The organism is Nonomuraea sp. NPDC048881 (assembly GCF_040649795.1).
GTDB lineage: Bacteria > Actinomycetota > Actinomycetes > Streptosporangiales > Streptosporangiaceae > Nonomuraea.
Genome location: NZ_JBEZGC010000006.1, coordinates 57941 through 78309, shown reverse-complemented (window position 1 = coordinate 78309; position 20369 = coordinate 57941). Strand labels below are relative to the sequence as shown.

Annotated in this window: 22 protein-coding genes and 1 tRNA gene; 10 read left to right on the top strand and 13 right to left on the bottom strand. The window is 70.7% G+C overall.

All coding sequences use genetic code 11. The features are described 5' to 3' along the window. The first annotated feature begins 175 nt into the window (after window positions 1-175). From AB0C33_RS22280 to serS, 4 genes are all read left to right on the top strand, one after another. Window positions 176-1366, top strand: a complete 1191-nt coding sequence (locus tag AB0C33_RS22280) for a glycosyltransferase 87 family protein (RefSeq protein ID WP_358290967.1) — start codon at window positions 176-178, stop codon at window positions 1364-1366. A gap of 22 nt (window positions 1367-1388) precedes the next feature. Continuing rightward, complete coding sequence (locus AB0C33_RS22275) at window positions 1389-1811, top strand: DUF4446 family protein (RefSeq protein ID WP_358290965.1); 423 nt, start codon at window positions 1389-1391, stop codon at window positions 1809-1811. Window positions 1812-1884: 73 nt separating this feature from the next. After that, on the top strand, window positions 1885-2805 hold the full coding sequence (gene pheA / locus AB0C33_RS22270) for a prephenate dehydratase (protein WP_352363259.1): 921 nt from the start codon (window positions 1885-1887) through the stop codon (window positions 2803-2805). A gap of 170 nt (window positions 2806-2975) precedes the next feature. After that, a complete protein-coding gene (gene serS / locus AB0C33_RS22265; protein WP_358290963.1) occupies window positions 2976-4238 on the top strand; it encodes a serine--tRNA ligase in 1263 nt (420 codons plus the stop codon). Here serS and AB0C33_RS22260 read toward each other — a convergent pair. Together AB0C33_RS22260 and AB0C33_RS22255 are read right to left on the bottom strand one after the other, a co-directional pair. Next, window positions 4202-5569 (bottom strand): hypothetical protein, encoded by a 1368-nt coding sequence (locus AB0C33_RS22260; RefSeq protein ID WP_358290962.1) that lies wholly within the window; start codon window positions 5567-5569, stop codon window positions 4202-4204. The genes serS and AB0C33_RS22260 overlap by 37 nt on opposite strands. A 335-nt stretch (window positions 5570-5904) precedes the next feature. After that, window positions 5905-6108, bottom strand: a complete 204-nt coding sequence (locus AB0C33_RS22255) for a cold-shock protein (protein ID WP_043619750.1) — start codon at window positions 6106-6108, stop codon at window positions 5905-5907. 250 nt (window positions 6109-6358) lie between these two features. On the opposite strand from AB0C33_RS22255, the gene AB0C33_RS22250 reads away from it, so the two are divergent. Further along, window positions 6359-7138 (top strand): HAD family hydrolase, encoded by a 780-nt coding sequence (locus tag AB0C33_RS22250; RefSeq protein ID WP_358290961.1) that lies wholly within the window; start codon window positions 6359-6361, stop codon window positions 7136-7138. Here AB0C33_RS22250 and AB0C33_RS22245 read toward each other — a convergent pair. Further along, the gene (locus tag AB0C33_RS22245) at window positions 7129-7644 is read right to left on the bottom strand and encodes a bacterial proteasome activator family protein (RefSeq protein ID WP_125641062.1); all 516 of its coding nucleotides are present in this window, start codon (window positions 7642-7644) and stop codon (window positions 7129-7131) included. The two genes, AB0C33_RS22250 and AB0C33_RS22245, sit on opposite strands and share 10 nt — an antisense overlap. A gap of 5 nt (window positions 7645-7649) precedes the next feature. After that, complete coding sequence (locus AB0C33_RS22240; protein WP_358290959.1) at window positions 7650-8606, bottom strand: NAD(P)H-quinone oxidoreductase; 957 nt, start codon at window positions 8604-8606, stop codon at window positions 7650-7652. 114 nt (window positions 8607-8720) lie between these two features. Between AB0C33_RS22240 and AB0C33_RS22235 the strand changes: the two genes are divergently transcribed. Then, window positions 8721-10859: an AAA family ATPase gene (locus tag AB0C33_RS22235; RefSeq protein WP_358290957.1), complete on the top strand. Its 2139-nt coding sequence runs from the start codon at window positions 8721-8723 to the stop codon at window positions 10857-10859. Between the two features lies 1 nt (window position 10860). Here the strand turns inward: AB0C33_RS22235 and AB0C33_RS22230 are convergent. After that, a tRNA-Ser gene (locus AB0C33_RS22230) sits at window positions 10861-10947 on the bottom strand. A gap of 36 nt (window positions 10948-10983) precedes the next feature. Here AB0C33_RS22230 and AB0C33_RS22225 point away from each other — a divergent pair. Further along, window positions 10984-11319: an STAS domain-containing protein gene (locus tag AB0C33_RS22225; protein WP_358290955.1), complete on the top strand. Its 336-nt coding sequence runs from the start codon at window positions 10984-10986 to the stop codon at window positions 11317-11319. 13 nt (window positions 11320-11332) lie between these two features. Here AB0C33_RS22225 and AB0C33_RS22220 read toward each other — a convergent pair whose 3' ends face one another. Genes AB0C33_RS22220 through AB0C33_RS22195 form a run of 6 tightly spaced genes read right to left on the bottom strand, consistent with a single transcriptional unit; the run spans window position 11333 to window position 15904 of the window. Next, window positions 11333-12178, bottom strand: a complete 846-nt coding sequence (locus tag AB0C33_RS22220) for an NUDIX domain-containing protein (protein ID WP_358290953.1) — start codon at window positions 12176-12178, stop codon at window positions 11333-11335. An 11-nt stretch (window positions 12179-12189) separates the two neighbouring features. Continuing rightward, window positions 12190-12921, bottom strand: a complete 732-nt coding sequence (locus AB0C33_RS22215) for a M15 family metallopeptidase (protein WP_358290951.1) — start codon at window positions 12919-12921, stop codon at window positions 12190-12192. 29 nt (window positions 12922-12950) lie between these two features. Beyond that, window positions 12951-13436, bottom strand: a complete 486-nt coding sequence (locus tag AB0C33_RS22210; RefSeq protein ID WP_358290949.1) for a universal stress protein — start codon at window positions 13434-13436, stop codon at window positions 12951-12953. Between the two features lie 13 nt (window positions 13437-13449). After that, window positions 13450-13686: a hypothetical protein gene (locus tag AB0C33_RS22205; protein ID WP_358290947.1), complete on the bottom strand. Its 237-nt coding sequence runs from the start codon at window positions 13684-13686 to the stop codon at window positions 13450-13452. Then, the gene (locus AB0C33_RS22200) at window positions 13683-14108 is read right to left on the bottom strand and encodes a hypothetical protein (RefSeq protein ID WP_358290946.1); all 426 of its coding nucleotides are present in this window, start codon (window positions 14106-14108) and stop codon (window positions 13683-13685) included. The genes AB0C33_RS22205 and AB0C33_RS22200 overlap by 4 nt, the downstream gene beginning before the upstream one ends. Further along, complete coding sequence (locus AB0C33_RS22195) at window positions 14105-15904, bottom strand: MDR family MFS transporter (protein WP_358290945.1); 1800 nt, start codon at window positions 15902-15904, stop codon at window positions 14105-14107. Before AB0C33_RS22195 ends, AB0C33_RS22200 begins: the two co-directional genes overlap by 4 nt. 99 nt (window positions 15905-16003) lie before the next feature. On the opposite strand from AB0C33_RS22195, the gene AB0C33_RS22190 reads away from it, so the two are divergent. The 3 genes from AB0C33_RS22190 to AB0C33_RS22180 all read left to right on the top strand — a co-directional run bounded on the left by AB0C33_RS22190 (window position 16004) and on the right by AB0C33_RS22180 (window position 19192). Beyond that, window positions 16004-16564, top strand: coding sequence for a TetR family transcriptional regulator (locus AB0C33_RS22190; protein ID WP_358290942.1), 561 nt, complete (start codon window positions 16004-16006; stop codon window positions 16562-16564). A gap of 155 nt (window positions 16565-16719) precedes the next feature. Further along, window positions 16720-18066 (top strand): glycoside hydrolase family 6 protein, encoded by a 1347-nt coding sequence (locus AB0C33_RS22185; RefSeq protein ID WP_358290940.1) that lies wholly within the window; start codon window positions 16720-16722, stop codon window positions 18064-18066. 130 nt (window positions 18067-18196) lie between these two features. Continuing rightward, entirely contained in the window at window positions 18197-19192 is a 996-nt protein-coding gene (locus tag AB0C33_RS22180; protein ID WP_352363228.1) for an LLM class flavin-dependent oxidoreductase, read from the top strand. Here the strand turns inward: AB0C33_RS22180 and AB0C33_RS22175 are convergent. Next, entirely contained in the window at window positions 19189-19647 is a 459-nt protein-coding gene (locus AB0C33_RS22175; RefSeq protein WP_358290937.1) for a hypothetical protein, read from the bottom strand. The genes AB0C33_RS22180 and AB0C33_RS22175 overlap by 4 nt on opposite strands. Further along, window positions 19631-20338 carry a PAS domain S-box protein gene (locus AB0C33_RS22170; RefSeq protein ID WP_358291818.1) on the bottom strand — a complete coding sequence of 236 codons (708 nt, stop codon included), beginning with the start codon at window positions 20336-20338 and terminating at the stop codon, window positions 19631-19633. Before AB0C33_RS22170 ends, AB0C33_RS22175 begins: the two co-directional genes overlap by 17 nt. Window positions 20339-20369 lie beyond the last annotated feature (31 nt).

Here is a 20369-nt window from a genome sequence, read left to right as displayed (position 1 = left end):
GGCGGCGCGCCCGAGGCGCCGCTGCACCGAGACTGTGCAGGGGCTTGGGGTGGGCGCTCGGGGTCGCGGGGCGTACGCGACGCGCTTGGTGCTCGCCCCCGAGCGTGGCGTAAGGCATGTACGGAACCCCCAGTGTCTGCGCCCTCGATCAACAGCCACGGTAACGTGCCACATCGTGACAAGAGGCGAGGTGCGAGTGATCCGGCGGCAGTGGTGGGCGTGGGTGGTGGTGGCGCTCGTCGTCGCGGCGGCGGCCGCGCCTCTCGTGCACACGTGGCTGACCAACCCGGACGACCAGCGGCTCGTCGACCTCGACGTCTACCGTACCGGCGGCCAGATGCTGCTCGACGGCCGTCCGGTGTACGACTTCTTCACCCCGGCGCCCCAGCTGCTGCCGTTCACCTATCCGCCCGTCGCGGCGATGCTGGCCGTGGCGCTGGCCGAGATGTCCTGGGGCACCGCCCAATGGGTGTGGACGGCCGGCATCTTCGTGGCGCTGGCGGTCACCGTCTGGTTCGCCTTCCGCCAGGCGCTGCGGGCCTACGTGCCGTGGGTGTTCGGGCTGCTCATGGTGGCCTGCACGTACCTGATGCCGATCCGGGACCAGGTGCGGTTCGGGCAGGTGGACATCCTGCTGGTCGCCCTGTGCCTGGTGGACTGCCTGGCACGGCGGCCCTGGCTGCCGCGGGGCTTCCTGATCGGGCTGGCCACGGCCGTCAAGCTGACTCCCGGCGTCTTCCTGATCTACTTCCTGGTCACCAGGCAGTGGCGGACGTTCTTCATGGCGGCGTTCGTGGCGGCCGTGCTGACGGTGCTGCCGTTCGTGGTGATCCCGCAGGACGCGTCCGCCTTCTGGTTCTCGGCGCTGCTCGATCCGGAGCGGCTGGGGGCGAACACCGCCACGACGAACCAGTCGATCCGCGGCATGTTGCTGCGGCTGTACATGCCGGAGTCGCTGACGTTCGTGATCTGGGCCGTGATCGTGGCGGCCGTGGCCTGGTACGGGTTCCGGGCGGCGCGGGCGGCGTACCAGGCCAAGGACGAGCTGACGGCGGTGGCGCTGACGTCGCTGATGGCGGTGCTGCTCTCGCCGGTCGCCTGGATCCACCATCTGGCCTGGGTGGTCGTGGTGCTCGGGGCGATCGTCGGCGACGGGCGCGATCCGGTGAGGCTGCGGGTGGCGGCGGGGGTCTGGCTGTTCTACGTGGTGCCCGTGCCCTGGTGGGGGGTCTCGCTGATCGCCGCCGGGATCCCGGGGGTGAGCCTGGTGCTCGGGAAGATCGTGCAGGACGGGTTCGGGCTCGGGGCGCTGGCTCTGGTCTGGCTGCTGGCGTCCTGGTTGCCCAAACGGCGGCAGCCGGCTTGACCGAAGCATTACCCTCTGTGTCGTGCTCGTTACCGCTTGGGTAGTCGTGGGCCTCGTGGCCGGGGTGAGTGGCGTGTTCATCGGCTACATGGGCCTCAGGCAGGCCAGGGCCGCCGTCGACGACTGTCTGCGCAGGGTGGCCAGGCAGGCCGGCGAGGGCGCCGGCGACCTCAAGGCGATCAGGGACGTGGCCGTGTGCCGCTACGACGCGCTCGCCGAGATGAGCGGCAGGCTCTCGTTCTCGGTGGCCATGATCAACGGGCTGGGCGACGGCATCGTGCTGACCTCGATCAACGGCACCAGCGAGACGCGCACGTACGTGCGTCCGGTGGTGGGCGGGAAGGGGCAGCAGCCGCTGTCGCCGGAGGAGGAGCAGGCGGTGCGGGCGGCCCGGCTCGGGCTGGGGCCGCTGGTCCCGCCGCGGGTCCTCAAGGGTTCACGCTGAGTGTCCGTACGGGTGCCGTACGCGGTCGGCGAAAGGGCGGCGTGCTGCGACCACCTGCGGATACTCTGGATACATGCCCAGACTCGCCTATCTCGGACCGGAAGGGACCTTCACCGAAGAGGCCCTGAGGCTCCTTGACCCCGCCGCCGAGCGCCTGCCCTGCGCCACGGTGAGCGCGGCGCTCAACGCCGCCCGTTCCGGTGACGCCGACGGCGCCGTCGTGCCGCTGGAGAACTCCATCGAGGGCGCGATCACCACGACGCTCGACGAGTTCGCCTGGGGCGAGCCGTTGACGATCACGGCCGAGCTGCTGCTGCCGGTCCAGTTCTCGCTGCTGGCCAGGCCCGACACCGAGATCGCGCACATCAAGCGGGTCTACACCCATCCCGCGGCCATCACGCAGTGCCGCGCCTTCATCGCCCGCGAGCTGCCCGACGCCGTGGTGGTCGCCGCGCCTTCCACGGCGGCCGCGGCCCAAGAGGTCTCGCTGCCCGGCTCGCCGTACGACGCGGCCATCGCCGCGCGCATCGCCGGCGAGCACTACGGGCTGGTGGCACTGGCCGGCGACATCGGCGACCGGTCCGACACGGTGACCAGGTTCGTCAAGGTGAGCCGTCCGGGGCCGCTGCCGGAGGCGACCGGCTCCGACCGCACCACGCTGGTCGTCTTCCTGGCCGACGACCACCCGGGCGCGCTGCTGGAGATGTTGACCGAGTTCTCCGTGCGCGGGGTCAACCTGACCCGCATCGAGTCCCGGCCGACGGGCGACGGCATCGGGCGCTATTTCTTCCACTTCGACTTCGAGGGGCACATCGCCGACGCGCGGGTGGGCGAGGCCGTCGCCGGGCTCCACCGCATCTGCGGCGAGGTGCGCTTCCTCGGCAGCTACCCCCGCGCCGACGGGGTCGCGCCGCAGATCAAGAGGGGCACGGCCGACACCCAGTTCGCCGAGGCCGCCGACTGGCTGGCCCGCATCAGATCCGGCCGGCTCTGACCCTGGGGCGTTCACGCGGGACTGACCGCTCTGAGGTGTTGACGCGGGTCCGACCGTTCCCGATGGTTCATACAGGTCGCGGTGCCTTCGGGTGGTCTGCGGGTGCGCCCCGAGTGGTGCGCCGGGGAATCCGGGGGCGGGGTGGGGGTGGGCGCCGGTAGCCTTTCCTTGTGATTGACCTGCGTACCCTTCGTGAGGATCCCGACCGGCTACGGGCGTCGCAGCGTGCCCGCGGTGAGGACGACTCCGTCGTCGCAACGCTGCTCGACCTCGACGAGCGCCACCGATCCGCGCTGACCTCGTTCGAGTCGATGCGCGCTGAGCAAAAGAGCATGGGCAAGTCGGTCTCCAAGGCGCAGGGCGAGGAGAAGGCCGCGCTGCTCCAGCGGGCCAAAGACCTCGCGAGCCAGGTCAAGGCCGCCGAGGCCGAGGCGGAGAAGCTGGCCGCCGAGCTCGACCAGCTCATGCAGACGGTGCCGAACATCGTCGAGGAAGGCGCCCCTCCGGGCGGCGAGGACGACTATGTCGTCCTGGAGACGTTCGGGGAGCCGCGCCAGTTCGACTTCGAGCCGAAGGATCACCTGGAGCTCGGCGAGGCGCTCGGCGCGATCGACATGGAGCGCGGCGCCAAGGTGTCCGGCTCGCGGTTCTTCTTCCTCAAGGGCGTCGGCGCGCGCCTGCAGCTGGGCCTGCTCAACATGGCGATGCAGCAGGCGATCGAGGCCGGTTTCACCCCGATGATCACTCCGGTGCTGGTCAAGCCGGAGACCATGCAGGGCACCGGCTTCCACGTGGCCCACGACAAGGAGATCTACCGCCTGCCGGAGGACGACCTCTACCTCGTCGGCACCTCCGAGGTGGCGCTGGCCGGCTACCACGCCAACGAGATCGTGAGCGGCGACGAGCTGCCGCTGCGCTACGCGGGCTGGTCGTCGTGCTTCCGCCGCGAGGCCGGCTCGTACGGCAAGGACACCCGGGGCATCATCAGGGTCCACCAGTTCGACAAGGTGGAGATGTTCTCCTACGTCCGTCCCGAGGAGGCGCACGAGGAGCACCAGCGGCTGCTGGCCTGGGAGAAGGACATGCTGGCCAAGATCGAGGTCCCCTACCGGATCATCGACACGGCGGCGGGCGATCTCGGCATGTCGGCGGCGCGCAAGTTCGACTGCGAGGCGTGGATCCCGACCCAGGGCCGTTACCGCGAGCTGACCTCGACCTCCAACTGCACCGAGTTCCAGTCGCGCAGGCTCGCCGTCCGTTATCGGGACAAAGACGGCAAGCCGCAGCATCTGGCCACGCTCAACGGCACGCTGGCCACCACCCGGTGGATCGTGGCGATCCTGGAGAACCACCAGCAGGCCGACGGGTCGGTGGTGGTTCCCAAGGCGCTGCGTCCCTACGTGGGGCTCGACGTGCTGGAGCCGTCCAAGTAGGAGTGGCGGCGGGCGTCGATCGCGATGACGGCGACGCCCGCGACCACGATCAGGCCGGTCAGCAGGGCCGCGAGCGTGACGGCGGTCCCGTGGGTCTCGGGCGTGCCGCGTGCCCAGCCGTGGAAGGGCAGGTAGACGGCCGCGTAGACCAGCGGCGCGGCCACCACGCCGGTCAGCGCGCTCACCGGCTGCGGCTTTCCGTCCCAGGCCAGCACGAGGCACGCCAGCCCGGTCGCCAGCGCGACCGCCCAGCTGAACACGGCGGTGAGGTTGACGAACACCGTCTCGCCGCTCCCGCTGTCCAGCGCGACGTACATGGCCAGCGCCCCGATCGCCCCTGATGTCGCGAACGCGCTCTGATACCTGCGCATCCTGGCGCCGACGCCGCCCAGCAGCATGCACACCGCCAGGAAGAGCGCGACGTTCCGCTCGGGGCTGAGGTCCACCTCGTCGGCCCGCACGTCGTCGAGGGTGTAGGACCAGCCGAGACGACGCCAGGCGCCTGAGACGTCCCTGACCAGGATGCCGTCCACGCCGTTGGCGACGACCACGACGTGCCCTCCGGGCCTGGCCTGGACCGCCAGGTCGTAGGACATGAGCATGCTCTCGTCCGCGCCGTACTTCCTGCTCAGCCGGAGGCGGGCGTCGGGGGACGGTTGCCAGGAGGGCCGCCAGGTCCGGCCGCCGTCGTCCGACTGGTCCACGCCGAGGTGGTTCTGGCGGACGCGGTAGCAGCGGGTCGCCTGGCCGGGCACGCACTGGGCGCTGATCGACGTCCGGGTCGCGGCGGGGGCGGTTCCGTCGGTCCAGGTCGTGCCGCCGTCGTCGGAGAGGCGGGAGCTGTGTTCCGTGCCGGTCGTCCCAACGACGATCTTGCCCGACTCGGTCACGTCCACGGACAGGGCCGCCGATGCCGGGACGGGCCCGGCCGTGGCGGTCACGGCCAGGACGGCCAGCGGCACGGTGACCATGATCCGCCGGCGCGGGGAGTCGGTGCCGGCGCTGCGCTGCCGTACCCACCAGGCCAGGGCGAGGGCGGGCAGGGCGATCAGGTCCGTCGGGTCGGCCAGGACGCGCGCGGGCCCGGCCACGAGGCTCCAAGCCTGGGAGGCGAGATCGGCGCCCGTCTCCGTGGTCTTCATGAACGTGAACAGCAGGCCGGTCAGGACGGTGGCCGCCAGGTCGGCGCGGCGTCCGAGGAGCAGTGCCAGCACGGCGGGGGCGACCACGAGTCCGGCCAGGTCACTGAGCTTGCCCGTGAGGAGGCCGGGCCAGAGCGGCTTGAAGAGGTGGTCGTTGAGCAGGAGCAGGATGACCCCGGTGATGGTCACGGGGTGACATAACCACGCGTACCTCATATACGGGTGGATGGCGGGAGACGGAGGGAAGTTGGGCCGTGCCCGAGGCCGTGACTGATTTGTGAAACTCCCCTTTGTCCACAGGGCGACATCCGCCTGTGGACAGAAGTTCGGCAGGCGCTTCAGACGGCCGCTGAGGCGCGAGTACATGTCCGGACATGGGAGGGGCCGCACGACGCCTCTCGGGGCCGCCACGGCGTCCTCAGGCTTTGGCGAGAGGCGGTGGAGGTCTCCGGGGCGAGAAGCAGAAAGACCGGAGCCCGCTGGAATGCGGACCCCGGCCTTACTTGCGAACTACGAACTACAGGTCAGATAGCACGGACCTGGGAGGCCTGCGGCCCCTTCTGTCCCTGCGTGATCTCGAACTCGACCCGCTGGCCGTCTTCAAGGCTGCGGTAGCCGTTGCCGACGATCTCGGAGAAGTGCACGAACACGTCCGGCGCACCGCCGTCCGGGGCGATGAAGCCGAAGCCCTTCTCAGCGTTGAACCACTTGACGGTTCCCTGAGCCATAAAAGCTCTCCCTCAGGATGTGAATCTATGGGACCCACACCTCGTGGATCCCGGTGTGTCGTACAGCAGGCACCCGGGGTGGCTCAGACAAAGTCATGCTGGTTTTCACTACGGGATCAGCTAATACAACGCCATCACATCTAACACCATTCTGGCGCGTTGGTGTTCCCGTCCCTACGAAGATTTCTGTCAGGCGGCATCACCGGGCAAACTGGAACCTGTTATGCAGAGCCTTGCACCGCCGCGCCTAGTGGCCACCGACCTCGACGGCACCGCCCTGCGCGCCGACGGAACCGTGTCTCCCCGGACGGCTGCGGCCTTCGCGAAAGTCGAGGAATCCGGGGCTGCGCTCGTCTTCGTGACCGGACGGCCGCCCAGGTGGATGAGGGAGGTCGCGGGCGCCGTACGGCACCGTGGCCTGGCCGTATGCGCCAACGGCGCACTGATCTACGATCTCCATACCGAACGGATAGTGGAATCTCACCTCATCGACGCCCACGTACTGGGGGAAGTCGTCGCTCAGCTACGAGCGAACGTGTCCGGTCTCGCATTTTCGGTCGAGTATGAAGGTGGTTTTGCGCATGAGTCCGATTTCCGGCTCGGTGGTCTGGATCGCAAGGGTGTCGGAGTTGTCCGGATTGACCGAGATGCGCTGACCGCCCGGCCCTGCGCCAAGTTGCTCGCCCTCCATCCCGAGATGGGCGCCGACGAGCTGCACGCGACCGTGCACGACCTGGTGGGCCACCTGGTGACCGCGACCCACTCCAGCCATGGCGGCCTGGTCGAGATGAGCGCCCAGGGCGTGACGAAGGCCACGGCGCTGGCCACGCTCGCCGGGCGGCACGAGATCAAGCCGGCCCACGTGGTCGCCTTCGGCGACATGCCGAACGACCTGCCCATGCTGAGCTGGGCAGGTACGTCGTACGCCGTCGCGAACGCCCACCCCGACGTGCTGGCGGCGGTCGATCACGTGACCGCGTCCAACGACGAGGACGGCGTCGCTCAGGTGCTGGAACGGCTCTACAGGTAGGGGCCCGACCCACTCGGCGGCCGGTGGCCCTCGTCACCCTGCGGCACGCCGGGCAGCGCCCTGCGCATCTGCTCCAACTGGGCCCTGGCCGCCATCTGCTGGGCGAACAGGGTGGTCTGGATACCGTGGAACAAACCCTCCAGCCAGCCCACGAGCTGGGCGTGCGCGATGCGCAGCTCGGCCTCGCTGGGGGGCGTGCCGTTGTCGTCGGTGAACGGGAGCGACAGCCGTTCCAGCTCGTCGACCAGCTCCGGCGCCAAACCGTCCTCAAGCTCCTTGATGGAGGACTCGTGGATCTCCTTCAACCGCTTGCGGCTGGCCTCGTCGAGGGGGGCGGCGCGCACCTCCTCCAGGAGCTGCCTGATCATGCTGCCGATGCGCATCACCTTGGCGGGCTGCTCGACCAGGTTGGTGACCGAGCGCTCTTCATCACCGCTATCGCCCTGACCTTGGAAGTCGGGGCCCACCACCACGATGTGAGGGGTGTTGTTGTCCTCAGCATTCATAACACTCACCGTACTAGCAGGATCTTGCCGACGTGCTCTCCCGAATCCAACATTCGGTGTGCATCGGCCGCCTCTGCCATGGGCACGCTCGCGTAGACCACGGGACGTACGGCACCCGCCTCGACCAGCGGCCAGACGTTGTCCACGACGCTCCGGACGATGACGCCCTTCTCGTCGACCGGACGGGCGCGCAACGTGGTGCCGTGGACGGAGGCCCGCTTGGTCAGCAGCGCGCCGAGATCGAGCTCGGCCCTCCCGCCGCCCTGGAGGCCGATGATCACCAGCCGGCCGCCGGTGCGCAGCGCCCGTACGTTGGCCGCCAGGTACTTGGCGCCCATGATGTCGAGGATGACGTCGGCCTCCACCCGGTCGGCGAAGTCCTCCTCGCGGTAGTTGACGACCTCGTCCGCGCCCAGCTTCCTGACCTGCTCGGCCTTCGCCTCGGACCCGACCGTGGCCGCCACCCGCGAGCCGAGCGCCTTGGCGAGCTGCACCGCGAACGTGCCGATGCCGCTGGCCCCGCCGTGCACCAGCAGGGTCTCGCCGCGCCGCAGCCGGCCGACCATGAACACGTTCGACCACACCGTGCACGCCACCTCGGGCAGCCCCGCCGCCTCCGCCAGCGGCACGCCCTGCGGCGCCGGCATGACCTGCTGCCAGGGCACCGCCACGCGCTCGGCGTAACCGCCGCCGGCCAGCAGCGCGCACACCTCGTCTCCGGCCTTGAACTGCTCGACGTCCGCCCCCACGGCGGCCACCACGCCCGACACCTCCAGCCCCGGGTACGGGGGCGCGCCGGGCGGCGGGTCGTAGAAGCCCATCCGCTGGTGGACGTCGGCGCGGTTCACCGCCGAGGCCACCACGTCGATGAGCACGTCGCCGCGTCCGACGGCCGGATCGGGCACCTCACGCCATTCCAGGACCTCTGGTCCGCCCGGCTCGGTGATCTCAATGGCTCGCATGCGATCCACGGTAGCCGGGCAAAGAAGTTGTGGGTTGCCGGGCTGCGCGGGAACGCGTGGCGTTAACCTGCAAAGTATTTGCTGCCCCTTTAGACCCACCCGAGGGGGAACACGGTGGCAAGACACGATCGAGAAGAATCTCTCGAGGAACAGCTGGCCTGGCTGGACGCGATCAAGGAGACGGAGGAGACGCCCGTCTCCGTCGGAGCCTCGTCCGCGTCGGCGGACGAGCCGGTCGCTTCGCCGTACCCCAAGGACCCGTGGCTGCTCGTGCCCACGCCGCACGACACGCCGACGCCGCCGCTGTTCCGCGCCGCCGTCGACTCCGTTTACGGCCACGCGGCGGCCGAGGATCTGCCCGAGGCCGAGAGCGAGGCCGGGGAGTGGCTGGACAGGGCCGCCACGCAGGAGAGCGGCAGGGGCCGGGAAGGCGGCAGGGGGCAGGAGAGCGCGGCGGGCGAGCCGGCCGCGCCGCCGGTGAGCCTCGGCCGGTCGGAGGACCCTTTCCTGGCGCCGCTCAAGCCGTTGCCGCGTCCTGACGACACCGACAGCTACTCCTTGACGTTCACGCCGCCCGAGCGGGCGGGGAGCGGGGAGGACACCGAGCAGAGCCGGGAGCAGGGCGAGAGGCCGAGCCAGGAGCAGGGCGAGGAGCCGGTCGGGGACCAGGGGCGGCAGCAGGGCCGGGAGCAGGGCCGGGAGCAGGGCCGGCAGCAGGGCGAGGAGCAGGCGCGCGAGAGCGAGGAGCCGGGCTGGCCGTCGCTCGGCGACTGGTCGCGGCCCGCCGAGCAGTCGAACGAGACGCAGCCGATGATCACCGAGCTGCCCGAGGCATTCGACCTGCCGTCCCGTACCGAGTCGCCCGGGGCGTCCGACAAGCCCGCCCGTACCGACGCGGCCCGGGTGTTCGACGAGCCCGCCCGGATCGAAGCCGCCGAGTCCGCCCCCGTCGAGCCGCCGCGGGGGTTCGAGGAGCCCGTCCGCGGAGAGGAGCCGGTCCGCGCGGAGGCGCCCGTACGCAGGGAGCCCGTACGCGGGGAGGCGGCTGAGGAGGCGCCGGCCGATGAGCGGCCCCGCTGGGACGAGCGGCCGCAGTGGTCCGACACCTCCTTCCGCGAGGGCCGCCCGCAGCGGCCCGACCTCGCGCACGGCGAGGCGCCCGCCCCCCAGGACGCCGCGCGGGACGAGCGCCCGCAGTGGAGCGACCGCCAGGAGTGGCGGCCGGCCGAGCGGGAGATCCCGCCGCCGCACGAGCGCCGGCGGCGTCCGGCGCCCATCCCCGTCTTCACCGCGCCGCAGCGCCCGCCGCTCACCGGCAGGCCGACCGCCGACAGCCTCGACCCGGAGTCGTTGCTGCGCGGCAGGCGCAACGCGCCCTCGAAGGGCTGGCGGCGTCTGGTCTACAAGGCGTCCGGCGGCTGGATCAAGCCGGGCGAGGCGCCGGAGGTGCGCCGCCGCCGCGAGCTGGTGACCAGGGCGCGCACCCCCGTGACCACCGGCCACCACCGGGTGGCCGTGCTGAGCCTGAAGGGCGGCGTGGGCAAGACCACGACGACGGTCGGGCTCGGCGCGACGCTCGCGCAGATGCGCGGCGACCGCGTCATCGCCGTGGACGCCAACCCCGACCGGGGCACGCTGTCCGACAAGCTGGTGCTGGAGACCTCCGCCACCGTGCGCGACCTGCTCAACGAGCGCGACCAGGTCAAGCGGTACGTCGACATCAGGGCGTTCACCTCGCAGGCGCCCTCGCGGCTGGAGGTGCTGGCCTCCGACCGCGACCCGTCGGTGTCGGAGGCGTTCAGCGGCGCCGACTACCAGGCCGTCTCCCAGGTGCTGGAGAACTTCTACTCCATCTGCATCACCGACTGCGGCACCGGCCTGCTCCACTCCGCCATGGGCGGCGTGCTCGGGCTCGCCGACCAGATCGTGCTGGTCAGCAGTCCTTCCGTGGACGGCGCCAGGGCGGCCTCGGCCACCCTCGACTGGCTGGAGGCCCATCACTACGCCGACCTGGTGAAGAACGCGACCGTGGTGCTGTGCAGCGTCCGGCCGCGGTCGAAGTCGGCGGTGGACATCAGAAAGCTGGAGGCCCATTTCGCGGCCAGGTGCCGCGCGGTGATCAGGGTGCCGTACGACCCGCACCTGGAGGAGGGCGCGGAGATCGACCTCGACCGGCTCCAGGAGGCGACCAGGGAGGCCTACCTGCAGCTCGCCGCCAGTGTGGGCGACGGGTTCGCGGGTGTGCGCGAGTGAGCGGAGGGTGTGGGATTCGAACCCACGAGGCCATCGCTGACCTGGCCGCTTTCAAGGCGGCTGCACTCGTCCACTATGCGAACCCTCCTGTGCGGACACCACGATAGCGGCTGTGGTGGCAGGGGTGTACGTTCAGGAGGTGGCGGATCTCGGCGTCGAGGTGGAGCGTGGTCCTGGCGACACGACGGTGCGCCTGGCCGGAGACCTCGACAAGGTCACGGCGCCCCTGCTGAGGCAGCGGCTGGCCGAGCTGACCGCCGAAGGGCTCGTGCACCTCGCGATCGACGCCCACCACCTCGACTTCTGCGACTCCAGCGGCCTGTGGACGCTGGTGGAGCACCAGCGCGCGGTCGCCCGGCACGGCGGCTCGTTACGACTGTTCGGCGTGCACGGCGTGCTGCGGCGGGTGCTCGACGTGACCGGGTTGGTGGCCGCCTTCGACGAGGTGCTTTCTGTTTAGAAGTGCCGCCCGTTCAGCGGCCCAGTTGTGACAGGAGCCAGCGGGGGCCCTCGGTCTCGGCGCCCAGCTCGGCGACCCGTTCCCGGAGCCCGCGGTCGGCCGTGACGACGAGCACCCGCTCCCACGGCTTGGCCCGGGCCACGACGTCGACGATCGCGTCGTCACCGCTGCCCGTCGCCGCGACGACCTGCAGCCCGGGGATCTCGGGGGTGCTCCTGGCCGCGCCCTCCACCACCGCGACCACCCGCGGGAACCACTGCGACAACACCGGGTGGAACAGCCTGAGCTCCGCCACGTCGGTGAGCAGGCGGGTGGCCGCGCCCAGCCGGTCGTTCCACCAGCCGCGCTCGGCCCGCGCGCCGATGATGTTGGCGATGTCGAGCACGATCGTCTCGGGACGGATGGCGGCCTGGACGCGGTCCCAGGTCGCGGCGAAGCCGGGATGCAGCTTGCGGGCGGCCACCTCGGGCAGCGGCAGCCAGCGCAGGTCGGTGCTCTCGCTGTTGGCGGGCTTGGCCGGCACCAGCTCGGCGGACTCGGCGATCACCGTCTCGAAGCTCCAGCCGCCGTGGTCGTCGAGGTAGACGCCTTGGACGCGGAACCCGTCGCCGCCGAGGGCGGCCTCCTCGTGGGCCTCGCGCAGCGCGCTGGTGACGGCGTCCTCGTGGCTGTCGCGGGCGCCGCCGAGCAGCCCCCAGGTGCCGCCGTGGTGGCTCCACAAGGAGCGTTCCTGCATGAGCACGTGGGGCACGCCGAGCGGGTCATGGTGGACGAGCAGCAGGCCCGACGCTCCGTGGATGCCCCAATGTCTGTGTCCGAGCCCGCATTCGGCCCAGCCGTCGCCGTCCTTAGCCGCCATGAGGGATTGTCTCAGCCTCCGCCCTTACTGAAATGCTGCAGGTCCTTGGCGCCCGTCCAGTAGCCGCCCCACTCCCATCCGACGTCGGCGAAGGCCCTTACGACCTTGTCTCCAGGGTTTACCACACCTTTACCCTTCATTGGGCGCTGGGTGTACCTCTTGGCATTTTGGTGCGCTGTGCCACCGCTTGCAGTGACATATGGGTTCTCGCGTGGATTGATGTCAATCGCTTGGCCGTACGCGTGGTTCGACCAATTGCTGGAGCCGGTCGCGCGACGGCAGTTGAATGCCGAGGTGTTGTCGGCCTCGATGGAGGCGAAGTCGTCGCCTTTGTAGACGTCGACGAGCTTCATCTGCCGGATGGGCCAGCGCCAGTCGTACAGCTTGCGGAAGACGGTCTCGATGTCGTCGGTGACCGTCTTGCGGACGACGAGCTCGCCGGTGTGCGGCTTGTCGTCGAAGCCCCAGAACGACATGGTGACCAGCCGCAGGTCCTGGTAGGACACCGGGCACCCGGGCCGCCACGAGTACGGCAGCCGCTCGCGCGACACCTTCGTGACCTTCGAGGTGAACGGCGGCGGAGCCGTCGGGCTCGGCTCGCTGGTGGGCGAGGTCGTGGGCGACGTCGTCCCGGGTGCGGGCGCGGAGGGCGTGGGCGTGGCGCCGGACGAGGCGACGGGCTCCTGCCCTGCGCACGAAACGGACGTGAGCACCACGAACGCGATGGCGGCGGTACGTTTCATCTGGCCACCATATGCGACGTCATGCCAGGTCAGGGGACTATCAGCACGGTACGGCGAGCCCGCTTCGCCAGGCCGACGGCCACCGAGCCGCCCAGGGCGTGCCAGGAGGAACGCGACCTGCCGACCACGATGGCGTCGGCCCGGTAGGAGCCGGCGAGCGCCTCCAGCTCGCGGGCGGTGTCCCCGCGGACGCTGACGAACTGCCAGGGCACGCCGGCGCCCTTCAGCTCGTCCCGGAGGTCGTCGGTGAGGTCGGCCGCGCTGTCCGGGATGACCGGGGAGCCGGCGAAGAACCACAACGTGGCGCTGTTGATCGGCTCCACGAAGACGACGAGCAGCGCGGCGGCGTCCCGCCGGGCCAGTCCGGCCGCGTACGCGAGCGCGTTGCGGCTGGGGTCCGACCCGTCGAAGCCGACGACCAGCAGCCCGGCGCCGTCCTTGCCGATCTCGAACTGCCCCGCCGGGAGCCGGCCTTCCAGTGGCTCCCAGCCGGGGTCTGTGCTACCGCCGAACACGGCAGGACTCGCGTCAGGCGTCCGCGTGCTTGCCGCGGCGGGCCAGCTCGCGCAGTGAGTCGGCGGCGTAGATCACCAGGGCGACGAACGAGACCGCGGCGAGCCCGCCGCCGACCCACAGGTCGTTGACGGTCGCGTCCGCGTACACGGCGCCCCGGGGCTGGTAGCCGACCGCGAACGGCGCGGCGACCAGCCACAGCCCGGTCAGGAACAGCAGGACGAGGGCGGCAATGCCCAGCTTGGCCTTCATCGGGACTCCTCCAGACCCACCAGGGTGGTCCTGCCGTTCTGACGGTGCTCACCGCCGCGGCTCGGGTTGTGCATGTCCTCGCGCAGCGCCTCCACGAGCGGCGCGAGCAGGCTCGCCAGCTCGGCCGAGGACGCCTGCGGCGCGGCGGGCACGGGCTCGGGCTCCGGCTCCGGCTTCACGCGCTGCTTGACGGTCACCAGCCCGCGGATCACGAGCTCTTCGTAGATGGCCAGGACGAAGCCGATGACGCCCACGAGACCGAAGACGGTCACGCCCAGGCCCGAGAAGAACTCGGTCGTGGTGGGGTCGGTCCAGTCGGCGTTCTCGGGCTGCGTGCCGAGGGCGAAGGGGGCGATCATCAGCCACAGGCCGGCCATGACCGCCAGGGCGGCCGCTACGGCGCCCACGAACTTGCGAATCATTGTGAGACTCCTCCGGATACGAGGTCTTGCTGCGCCGGCGTGGCCTGCGCGATGAGGGCGCGCGAGGTGGGCCGGAGCACGTTCTGTGCGACCGTCCAGGCGCGTTCGCGCTCGGGGCGGCCGTCGGGCGGCGCCATCCTGGCGACCGCGGAGAGCAGCGCGGACGGCTGGCCGTTCGAGCGCTCGACGCGCTGGGCGATGAGCTCCAGGAGCAGCCCGGCCAGGACGAGGTCGTCCTTGCCGAGGGGCTTGGGGCCGGCCGGCATCGTGGTGCCGCGCAGCGGCAGCTCCTTCAGGAACAGCGCCGCGACGAACCCGAGCAGGGCGATCGGCACGCCGACCATGAACACCGTCTCCAGGGCCCGGGTGAAGGACTCCAGGATGATGCCCTTCAGCGGTTCGGGCAGGTGCTGGATCGCGGCGGGGCTGCCCAGCTTCTGCCCGGCGCCGGACAGGTGGGGCTTGACCTTGGCCACGAGGTCGGCGAACTCGCTCGCCTGCCGGTTGGTCAGGATCGCGCCGAAGCCCGCGACGCCCATTGCGCCGCCGAGCGAGCGGAAGAACGAGACGCCGGCCGTGGTCGAGGCCATGTCACGCAGCTCGGAGCCGTTCTGGGCGGCCAGGATGAGCATCTGCATGGACAGGCCGAGGCCGATGCCCAGGACGCCCACGTCGAAGCCGATGAGCCATTCGCTGGAGTCGACGTGCAGCCGGGAGAGCAGGAACAGGCCGACGGCCACGATCACCAGACCGGCGACCGGGAAGATCTTCCACTTGCCGGTGTTCGTGACGATCTTGCCGGAGATCACGCCCGCCAGGAACAGCGCCACCACCATGGGCAGCGTCATCAGACCCGAGTTCGTCGGGCTCAGGCCCTTGACGATCTGCAGGTACTGCGGCAGGTAGATCATCGCGCCGAACATGGCCATGCCGACGAACAGCGAGGCCGCGCTGGTGAGCACGAACGTGCGGTTCCTGAACAGCCGCGGGGGCAGGATCGGGTTACGGGCCGTACGCTCGGCCAGCACCGCCAAGGCCAGCATGAGCAGGGCGAACGCGGCCAGGAAGTAGGTCCAGAACGAGTTCCACTCGAACTCGTTGCCGCCCAGCGTCAGCAGCAGCATCAGCGAGGCCGCGCTGGCCGTGATGGTGGTCGCGCCCCAGATGTCGATCGAGGTGTTCCGCTTGACCTTGGGCAGCCGCAGCACCTTCTGCACCACCGCGAACGCGACGATGGCGAACGGCACCACGACGTAGAAGCACCAGCGCCAGCCGAGCCAGTCGGTGTCCACGATGAACCCGCCGAGCAGCGGCCCGGCGACGGTGGAGATCCCGAAGACGGCCCCCATGTAACCGGAGTACCGGCCGCGCTCGCGCGGCGAGACGATGTCTCCCAGGATCACCTGCGCAAGTGCCGACAAACCACCCACGCCCAGGCCCTGCACGGCACGTGCCGCGATGAGCTGTCCCATGTTCTGCGACAGACCGGCCACCAGTGAAGCCGCCACGAACAGACCGAGAGCGGTCTGGAAGAGCAGTTTCCGTCCGAACAGGTCGGACAGCTTGCCCCACAACGGCGTCGAGACCGTCATCGTCAGCATGGTGGCGCTGGCCACCCATGAGTACTGGTCCTGACCGCCGAGTTCCCCCACGATCGTCGGCAACGCGGTGCCCACCACGGAAGTGGAGATCATCGACGTCAGCATGGCGAGCATGAGCCCGGACATGACTTCGAGGATCTCGCGGTGGGTGTACTGCCTTCGGGCGGGGGGCGCGGCCTGTGCCTGGGCTACCAAGACACCACATCCCCTTCGTACGCACTTATCCAATGTTGAGTATACGCATGTTTACTAGCCGCGCGGCAAGTGACTTTATTCCTGAGTAGAGTTCGGAACATGGACGCCCCGACGACGGACGCCCGGCCCCGCGGGCGCGAGGCCACCCGGCAGCGCATCCTTGACGCGGCCCGCGTGCTGTTCGGCGAGCACGGATACGAGCAGGTCACCGTCCGCATGATCGCCGCGGCCGCGGAGGCCAACATCGCCCTGGTCGGCCGCTATTTCGGCTCCAAGGCCGGGCTCTTCGGCGCGGTGCTCGAAGGCGAGCCCACATTCGTCGCCCTGCTGGCCGGCGATCGCGGGAGCCTGCCGCGCCGCCTGGCCGAATACGCCGCCGAGCGCATGCACCACGACCCCGAGAGCCCGGTGCTGCGCACCCTCGAACGTTCGGCCGCCCATCCGGAGATCCAGGACGTCGTCCGCGAGCGCCTGCGCACGTCCATCCTCGATCCGCTGGCCGCGCAGCTCGACGGGCCCGACGTCCAGGCGCGGGCCAGGATGGCGACGGCGGTCTTCCTGGGCATCGGGGCGATGCGCCGCCGGCTGGGCCCCGAGCAGCCCACGGCGGCCGACGTCGACCGGTTGACCGCGGTGTTCGAGGCGTGCCTGGCGGAGTGAAACTTTCATCGCCCTGACCGGCCCTGGCCTGGGGAAATCCTGGGGAAAGCCGGTCGGCAGCGATCGGATGTCTTTCTGCGGCCGGGCAGGCTCCCTACGATCCGGAGAGAGCCGTGGGAGCGCTCCCACTCCCACTCTACGGACGGAGTAACCTCATGTCTCGCAGAAGGCCCGTGCTCGCGGCGCTCGTCGCCGCCACCGCCGTGGCCGCGGCGGGGGCGGTCGTCCTCGCCTCGTCCACCGCCCAGGCCGCCGACTCCGCTTTCTACGTCGATCCCCAGACGAACGCCGCCAAATGGGTCGCCGCCAACCCGGGCGACAGCCGTACGCCGGTGATCAGGGACCGGATCGCCGCCGTGCCGCAGGGCCGGTGGTTCGCCAGCTACAACCCCGCGACCGTGCGCGGCCAGGTGGACTCCTACGTGGGGGCCGCCGCCGCGGCGGGCAAGATCCCGATCGTCGTCGTGTACGACATGCCCAACCGCGACTGCGGCGGCGCGAGCGCGGGCGGGGCGCCCGACCACGCGTCCTACCGGGCGTGGATCGACCAGATCGCGGCCGGTCTGGGCGGGCGGGCGGCGACCATCGTCCTCGAACCGGACGCGCTGGCCATCATGACGAACTGCATGAACGCCGCGCAGCAGGCCGAGGTGAAGGCGTCCATGGCGTACGCGGGCAAGAAGTTCAAGGCGACGTCGTCGCAGGTCAAGGTGTACTTCGACATCGGTCACGACGCCTGGTTGCCGGCGTCGGAGGCCGCGTCCAGGCTCAACGGCGCCGACGTCGGGGGCAGCGCCGACGGCATCGCGCTCAACACCTCCAACTACCGCGCGACGCCGGGGCTGGTGTCGTACGCCAAGAGCGTCATCGCGGCGACCGGCGTGTCCAGGCTGAAGGCGGTCATCGACACCAGCCGCAACGGCAACGGCCCGGCGGGCAGCGAGTGGTGCGACCCCGCCGGCCGGGCCACGGGCATCTGGAGCACCACGAACACGGGTGACGCGGCGATCGACGCCTACCTGTGGGTCAAGCCGCCGGGCGAGGCCGACGGCTGCATCGCGGGGGCCGGCCAGTTCGTGCCGCAGCGGGCGTACGACCTGGCCATGGCCGCGCCCTCGCCCACCGCGAGCCCGACCGTGACCCCCACGGTGACCCCGACGGTCACGCCCACCGTCACGCCCACCGTCACCCCCACCACCGGCCCGGCCGGCTGCTCGGCCGCCTACAAGGTGACCAGCCAGTGGCAGGGCGGCTTCCAGGGCGAGGTCACCGTGAAGAACACCGGCTCGGCGCCGACCACCGGCTGGAAGGTCCAGTGGACGTTCCCCGGCGGCCAGACGATCAGCCAGCTCTGGAACGGCACTCTGTCCGGCAACGCCACCGTGACGAACCTGAGCTGGAACGGCGCCCTGGCCGGCGGCGCGACGACCACGTTCGGCTTCCTCGCCAACGGCGACGCCGCGACCAGCACCCCGCCCGCCCTCACCTGCACCGCGTCCTGACGCCCCCCGGGCGCCCCCGCGCGGGGGGCGCCCGGGGAACAAGCCCGGAAACCAGCCCGGGAAATAAGCGGAGAGCCATTACGGTTGCACTGCCCGATGGCCACCGTCCAGGCGAAAGGGCTCGTTCCCCATGACTGTTCCACTCTCCATCCTTGATCTGGCGCACATCGGCGACGGAGAGACGGCGAGCGAGAGTCTGGCCGCGAGCGTGGGTCTGGCCCAGCGGGCCGAAGAGCTGGGATACCACCGCATCTGGTACGCCGAGCACCACAACATGCCGAGCATCGCCTCCTCGGCCACCAGCGTGCTCATCGCCCACGTAGCCGCTCACACCAGGACGATCCGCCTCGGAGCGGGCGGCATCATGCTGCCCAACCACTCCCCGCTGACCATCGCCGAGCAGTTCGGCACCCTGGAGACCCTCCACCCCGGACGCATCGACCTCGGCCTCGGCCGCGCCCCCGGCAGCGACCAGCCCACCATGCGCGCCCTGAGGCGCACCCCGGGCGCCGCCGACACCTTCCCCCAGGACGTCCTCGAACTGCAGGGATTTCTCACCGGCGAGTCACGTATCCCCGGTGTGGACGCCACGCCGGGCAAGGGCACGAACGTGCCGCTGTACATCCTCGGCTCGTCGTTGTTCGGCGCCCAGCTGGCCGCCGCGCTCGGGCTGCCGTACGCGTTCGCCTCGCACTTCGCGCCCGACGCGCTGGAGGAGGCCGTGGCGCTCTACCGGCGCGAGTTCAAGCCGTCCGAGCAGCTCGCCGAGCCGTACGTGATCGCCGGGGTGAACGTGATCGCCGCCGACACCCGCGAGGAGGCACAGGAGCAGCTGCTGACGGCCAAGCGGTACCGGGTGAGCCGGTTCCTCGGGCGCGGGCGCACGTTCACGCCGGAGGAGGCCGACATGGTGCTCGAATCGCCGGGCGGGCAGCAGATCCTGCGGATGATGCAGTACTCGGCCGTCGGCACGCCCGCCGAGGTCGAGGACTATCTCACCCGCTTCGCCGCGCACGCGCAGGCCGACGAGCTGATCGTCGTCTCCTCGGCGCCCGACAGGAAGGCGTGGCTGCGCTCCATCGAGCTGCTGGCCGCCGCCCACGGCCTGGCCCGCGACGCCTCCTAGTCGGCCGAGCGCTGCGGCCGCAGCAGATGCGGCCCGGTCAGGTCGGACGGCGGCGCCGGTGACAACCCCGCGTCCACGAGCTGGGAGCGCAACGCCAGGACCGTGCGTTCCAATGCCCGGATCTGGGCCTGCAAGCGGCGGATCTGGTCGCGCATCGCCACCGAGCTGCTCTGCTCGTTGACCAGCTCCGCGCCGAGCTGACTGGCCTGGCCCTGCATCCGGGTCATCTGCTTCTCCATCTGCGCCAGGGCGTCCTCGTAGATCGTCTTGGCGCGGATGAAGGCTTCGGCGTCGACCTTCGAGCGTTCGACCTCGGCCTGGTGCTCGACCTGGAGCAGCGCGCTCTGCTGGGACTTCTTGCTGGCGTCCGTCGCCGAGCGGAAGGCGAGGTAGGCCACGCCGAGCGGCACGATGCCGACGCCGAGCTGGACCAGGATGTCACTCAGAGCGGACATGGCGGCCCCCCAATGGACGGATCACCCCTGTGTAGGTGACGCCGTCGTCGCTGTGCCAGGCGTTGACCGTCAGCGCGATCGGGAACTCGCTGCCGTCGCGGTGGAGGCCGACCAGCGGGATGATCCGGCCGGCCAGGTCGGAGTGGCCGTCGGAGAGCACCCGGGCGAGCCCGTCGGCGTGCCGGTCGCGGAAGCGCGGCGGCATCAGGATCGTCAGCGACCTGCCGACCGCCTCGTCGGTGTCCCAGCCGAACAGGGCCTCGGCCTGCGGGTTCCACGACTGGATCGTGCCCGAGGCGTCCGCCACGACGACGGCCGTCGAGGACGCCGCGCGGCCGCCCGGCAGGCGGCCCAGCACGACCGCCTCGGGCCAGGTGGCGATCAGCGCGATCCAGCCGCCGAAGGCGAGCCAGACCGCCCCGCCGACCCAGCCCCGCGGGTTGTCGCCGGTGAAGGTCGAGATCAGATAGATCAGCCCGTACGTGAGGAGCAGTGCGGTCGCGGCGGCGAAGGCCACCCGGTCGGACCGCATGAACGCCTGCGCCAGGCAGAGCAGGCCGAGCGCGCACCAGACCGCCGCCCAGGCGGGCAACGGCGCGACGACGGCCAGCGAGGCGTAGCCGGGCGTGCCGCGCTGGTTGCCCGGCACGAACGCCAGCGAGGCCGCGATGGCCAGGCTCAGCAGGCCCACGAACGTCAAGGAGGCGCCCCGCCTCCCGACG

What these genes read in the sequence shown, in the direction of transcription:
- pheA (WP_352363259.1), top strand. Translation starts at nt 1,885, where the DNA reads ATGCCCAGACTCGCCTATCTCGGACCGGAAGGGACCTTCACCGAAGAG.
- AB0C33_RS22255 (WP_043619750.1), bottom strand. Translation starts at nt 6,108, where the DNA reads ATGGCTCAGGGAACCGTCAAGTGGTTCAACGCTGAGAAGGGCTTCGGC.
- AB0C33_RS22245 (WP_125641062.1), bottom strand. Translation starts at nt 7,644, where the DNA reads ATGAATGCTGAGGACAACAACACCCCTCACATCGTGGTGGTGGGCCCC.
- AB0C33_RS22240 (WP_358290959.1), bottom strand. Translation starts at nt 8,606, where the DNA reads ATGCGAGCCATTGAGATCACCGAGCCGGGCGGACCAGAGGTCCTGGAA.
- AB0C33_RS22220 (WP_358290953.1), bottom strand. Translation starts at nt 12,178, where the DNA reads ATGGCGGCTAAGGACGGCGACGGCTGGGCCGAATGCGGGCTCGGACAC.
- AB0C33_RS22215 (WP_358290951.1), bottom strand. Translation starts at nt 12,921, where the DNA reads ATGAAACGTACCGCCGCCATCGCGTTCGTGGTGCTCACGTCCGTTTCG.
- AB0C33_RS22205 (WP_358290947.1), bottom strand. Translation starts at nt 13,686, where the DNA reads ATGAAGGCCAAGCTGGGCATTGCCGCCCTCGTCCTGCTGTTCCTGACC.
- AB0C33_RS22200 (WP_358290946.1), bottom strand. Translation starts at nt 14,108, where the DNA reads ATGATTCGCAAGTTCGTGGGCGCCGTAGCGGCCGCCCTGGCGGTCATG.
- AB0C33_RS22190 (WP_358290942.1), top strand. Translation starts at nt 16,004, where the DNA reads ATGGACGCCCCGACGACGGACGCCCGGCCCCGCGGGCGCGAGGCCACC.
- AB0C33_RS22185 (WP_358290940.1), top strand. Translation starts at nt 16,720, where the DNA reads ATGTCTCGCAGAAGGCCCGTGCTCGCGGCGCTCGTCGCCGCCACCGCC.
- AB0C33_RS22180 (WP_352363228.1), top strand. Translation starts at nt 18,197, where the DNA reads ATGACTGTTCCACTCTCCATCCTTGATCTGGCGCACATCGGCGACGGA.
- AB0C33_RS22175 (WP_358290937.1), bottom strand. Translation starts at nt 19,647, where the DNA reads ATGTCCGCTCTGAGTGACATCCTGGTCCAGCTCGGCGTCGGCATCGTG.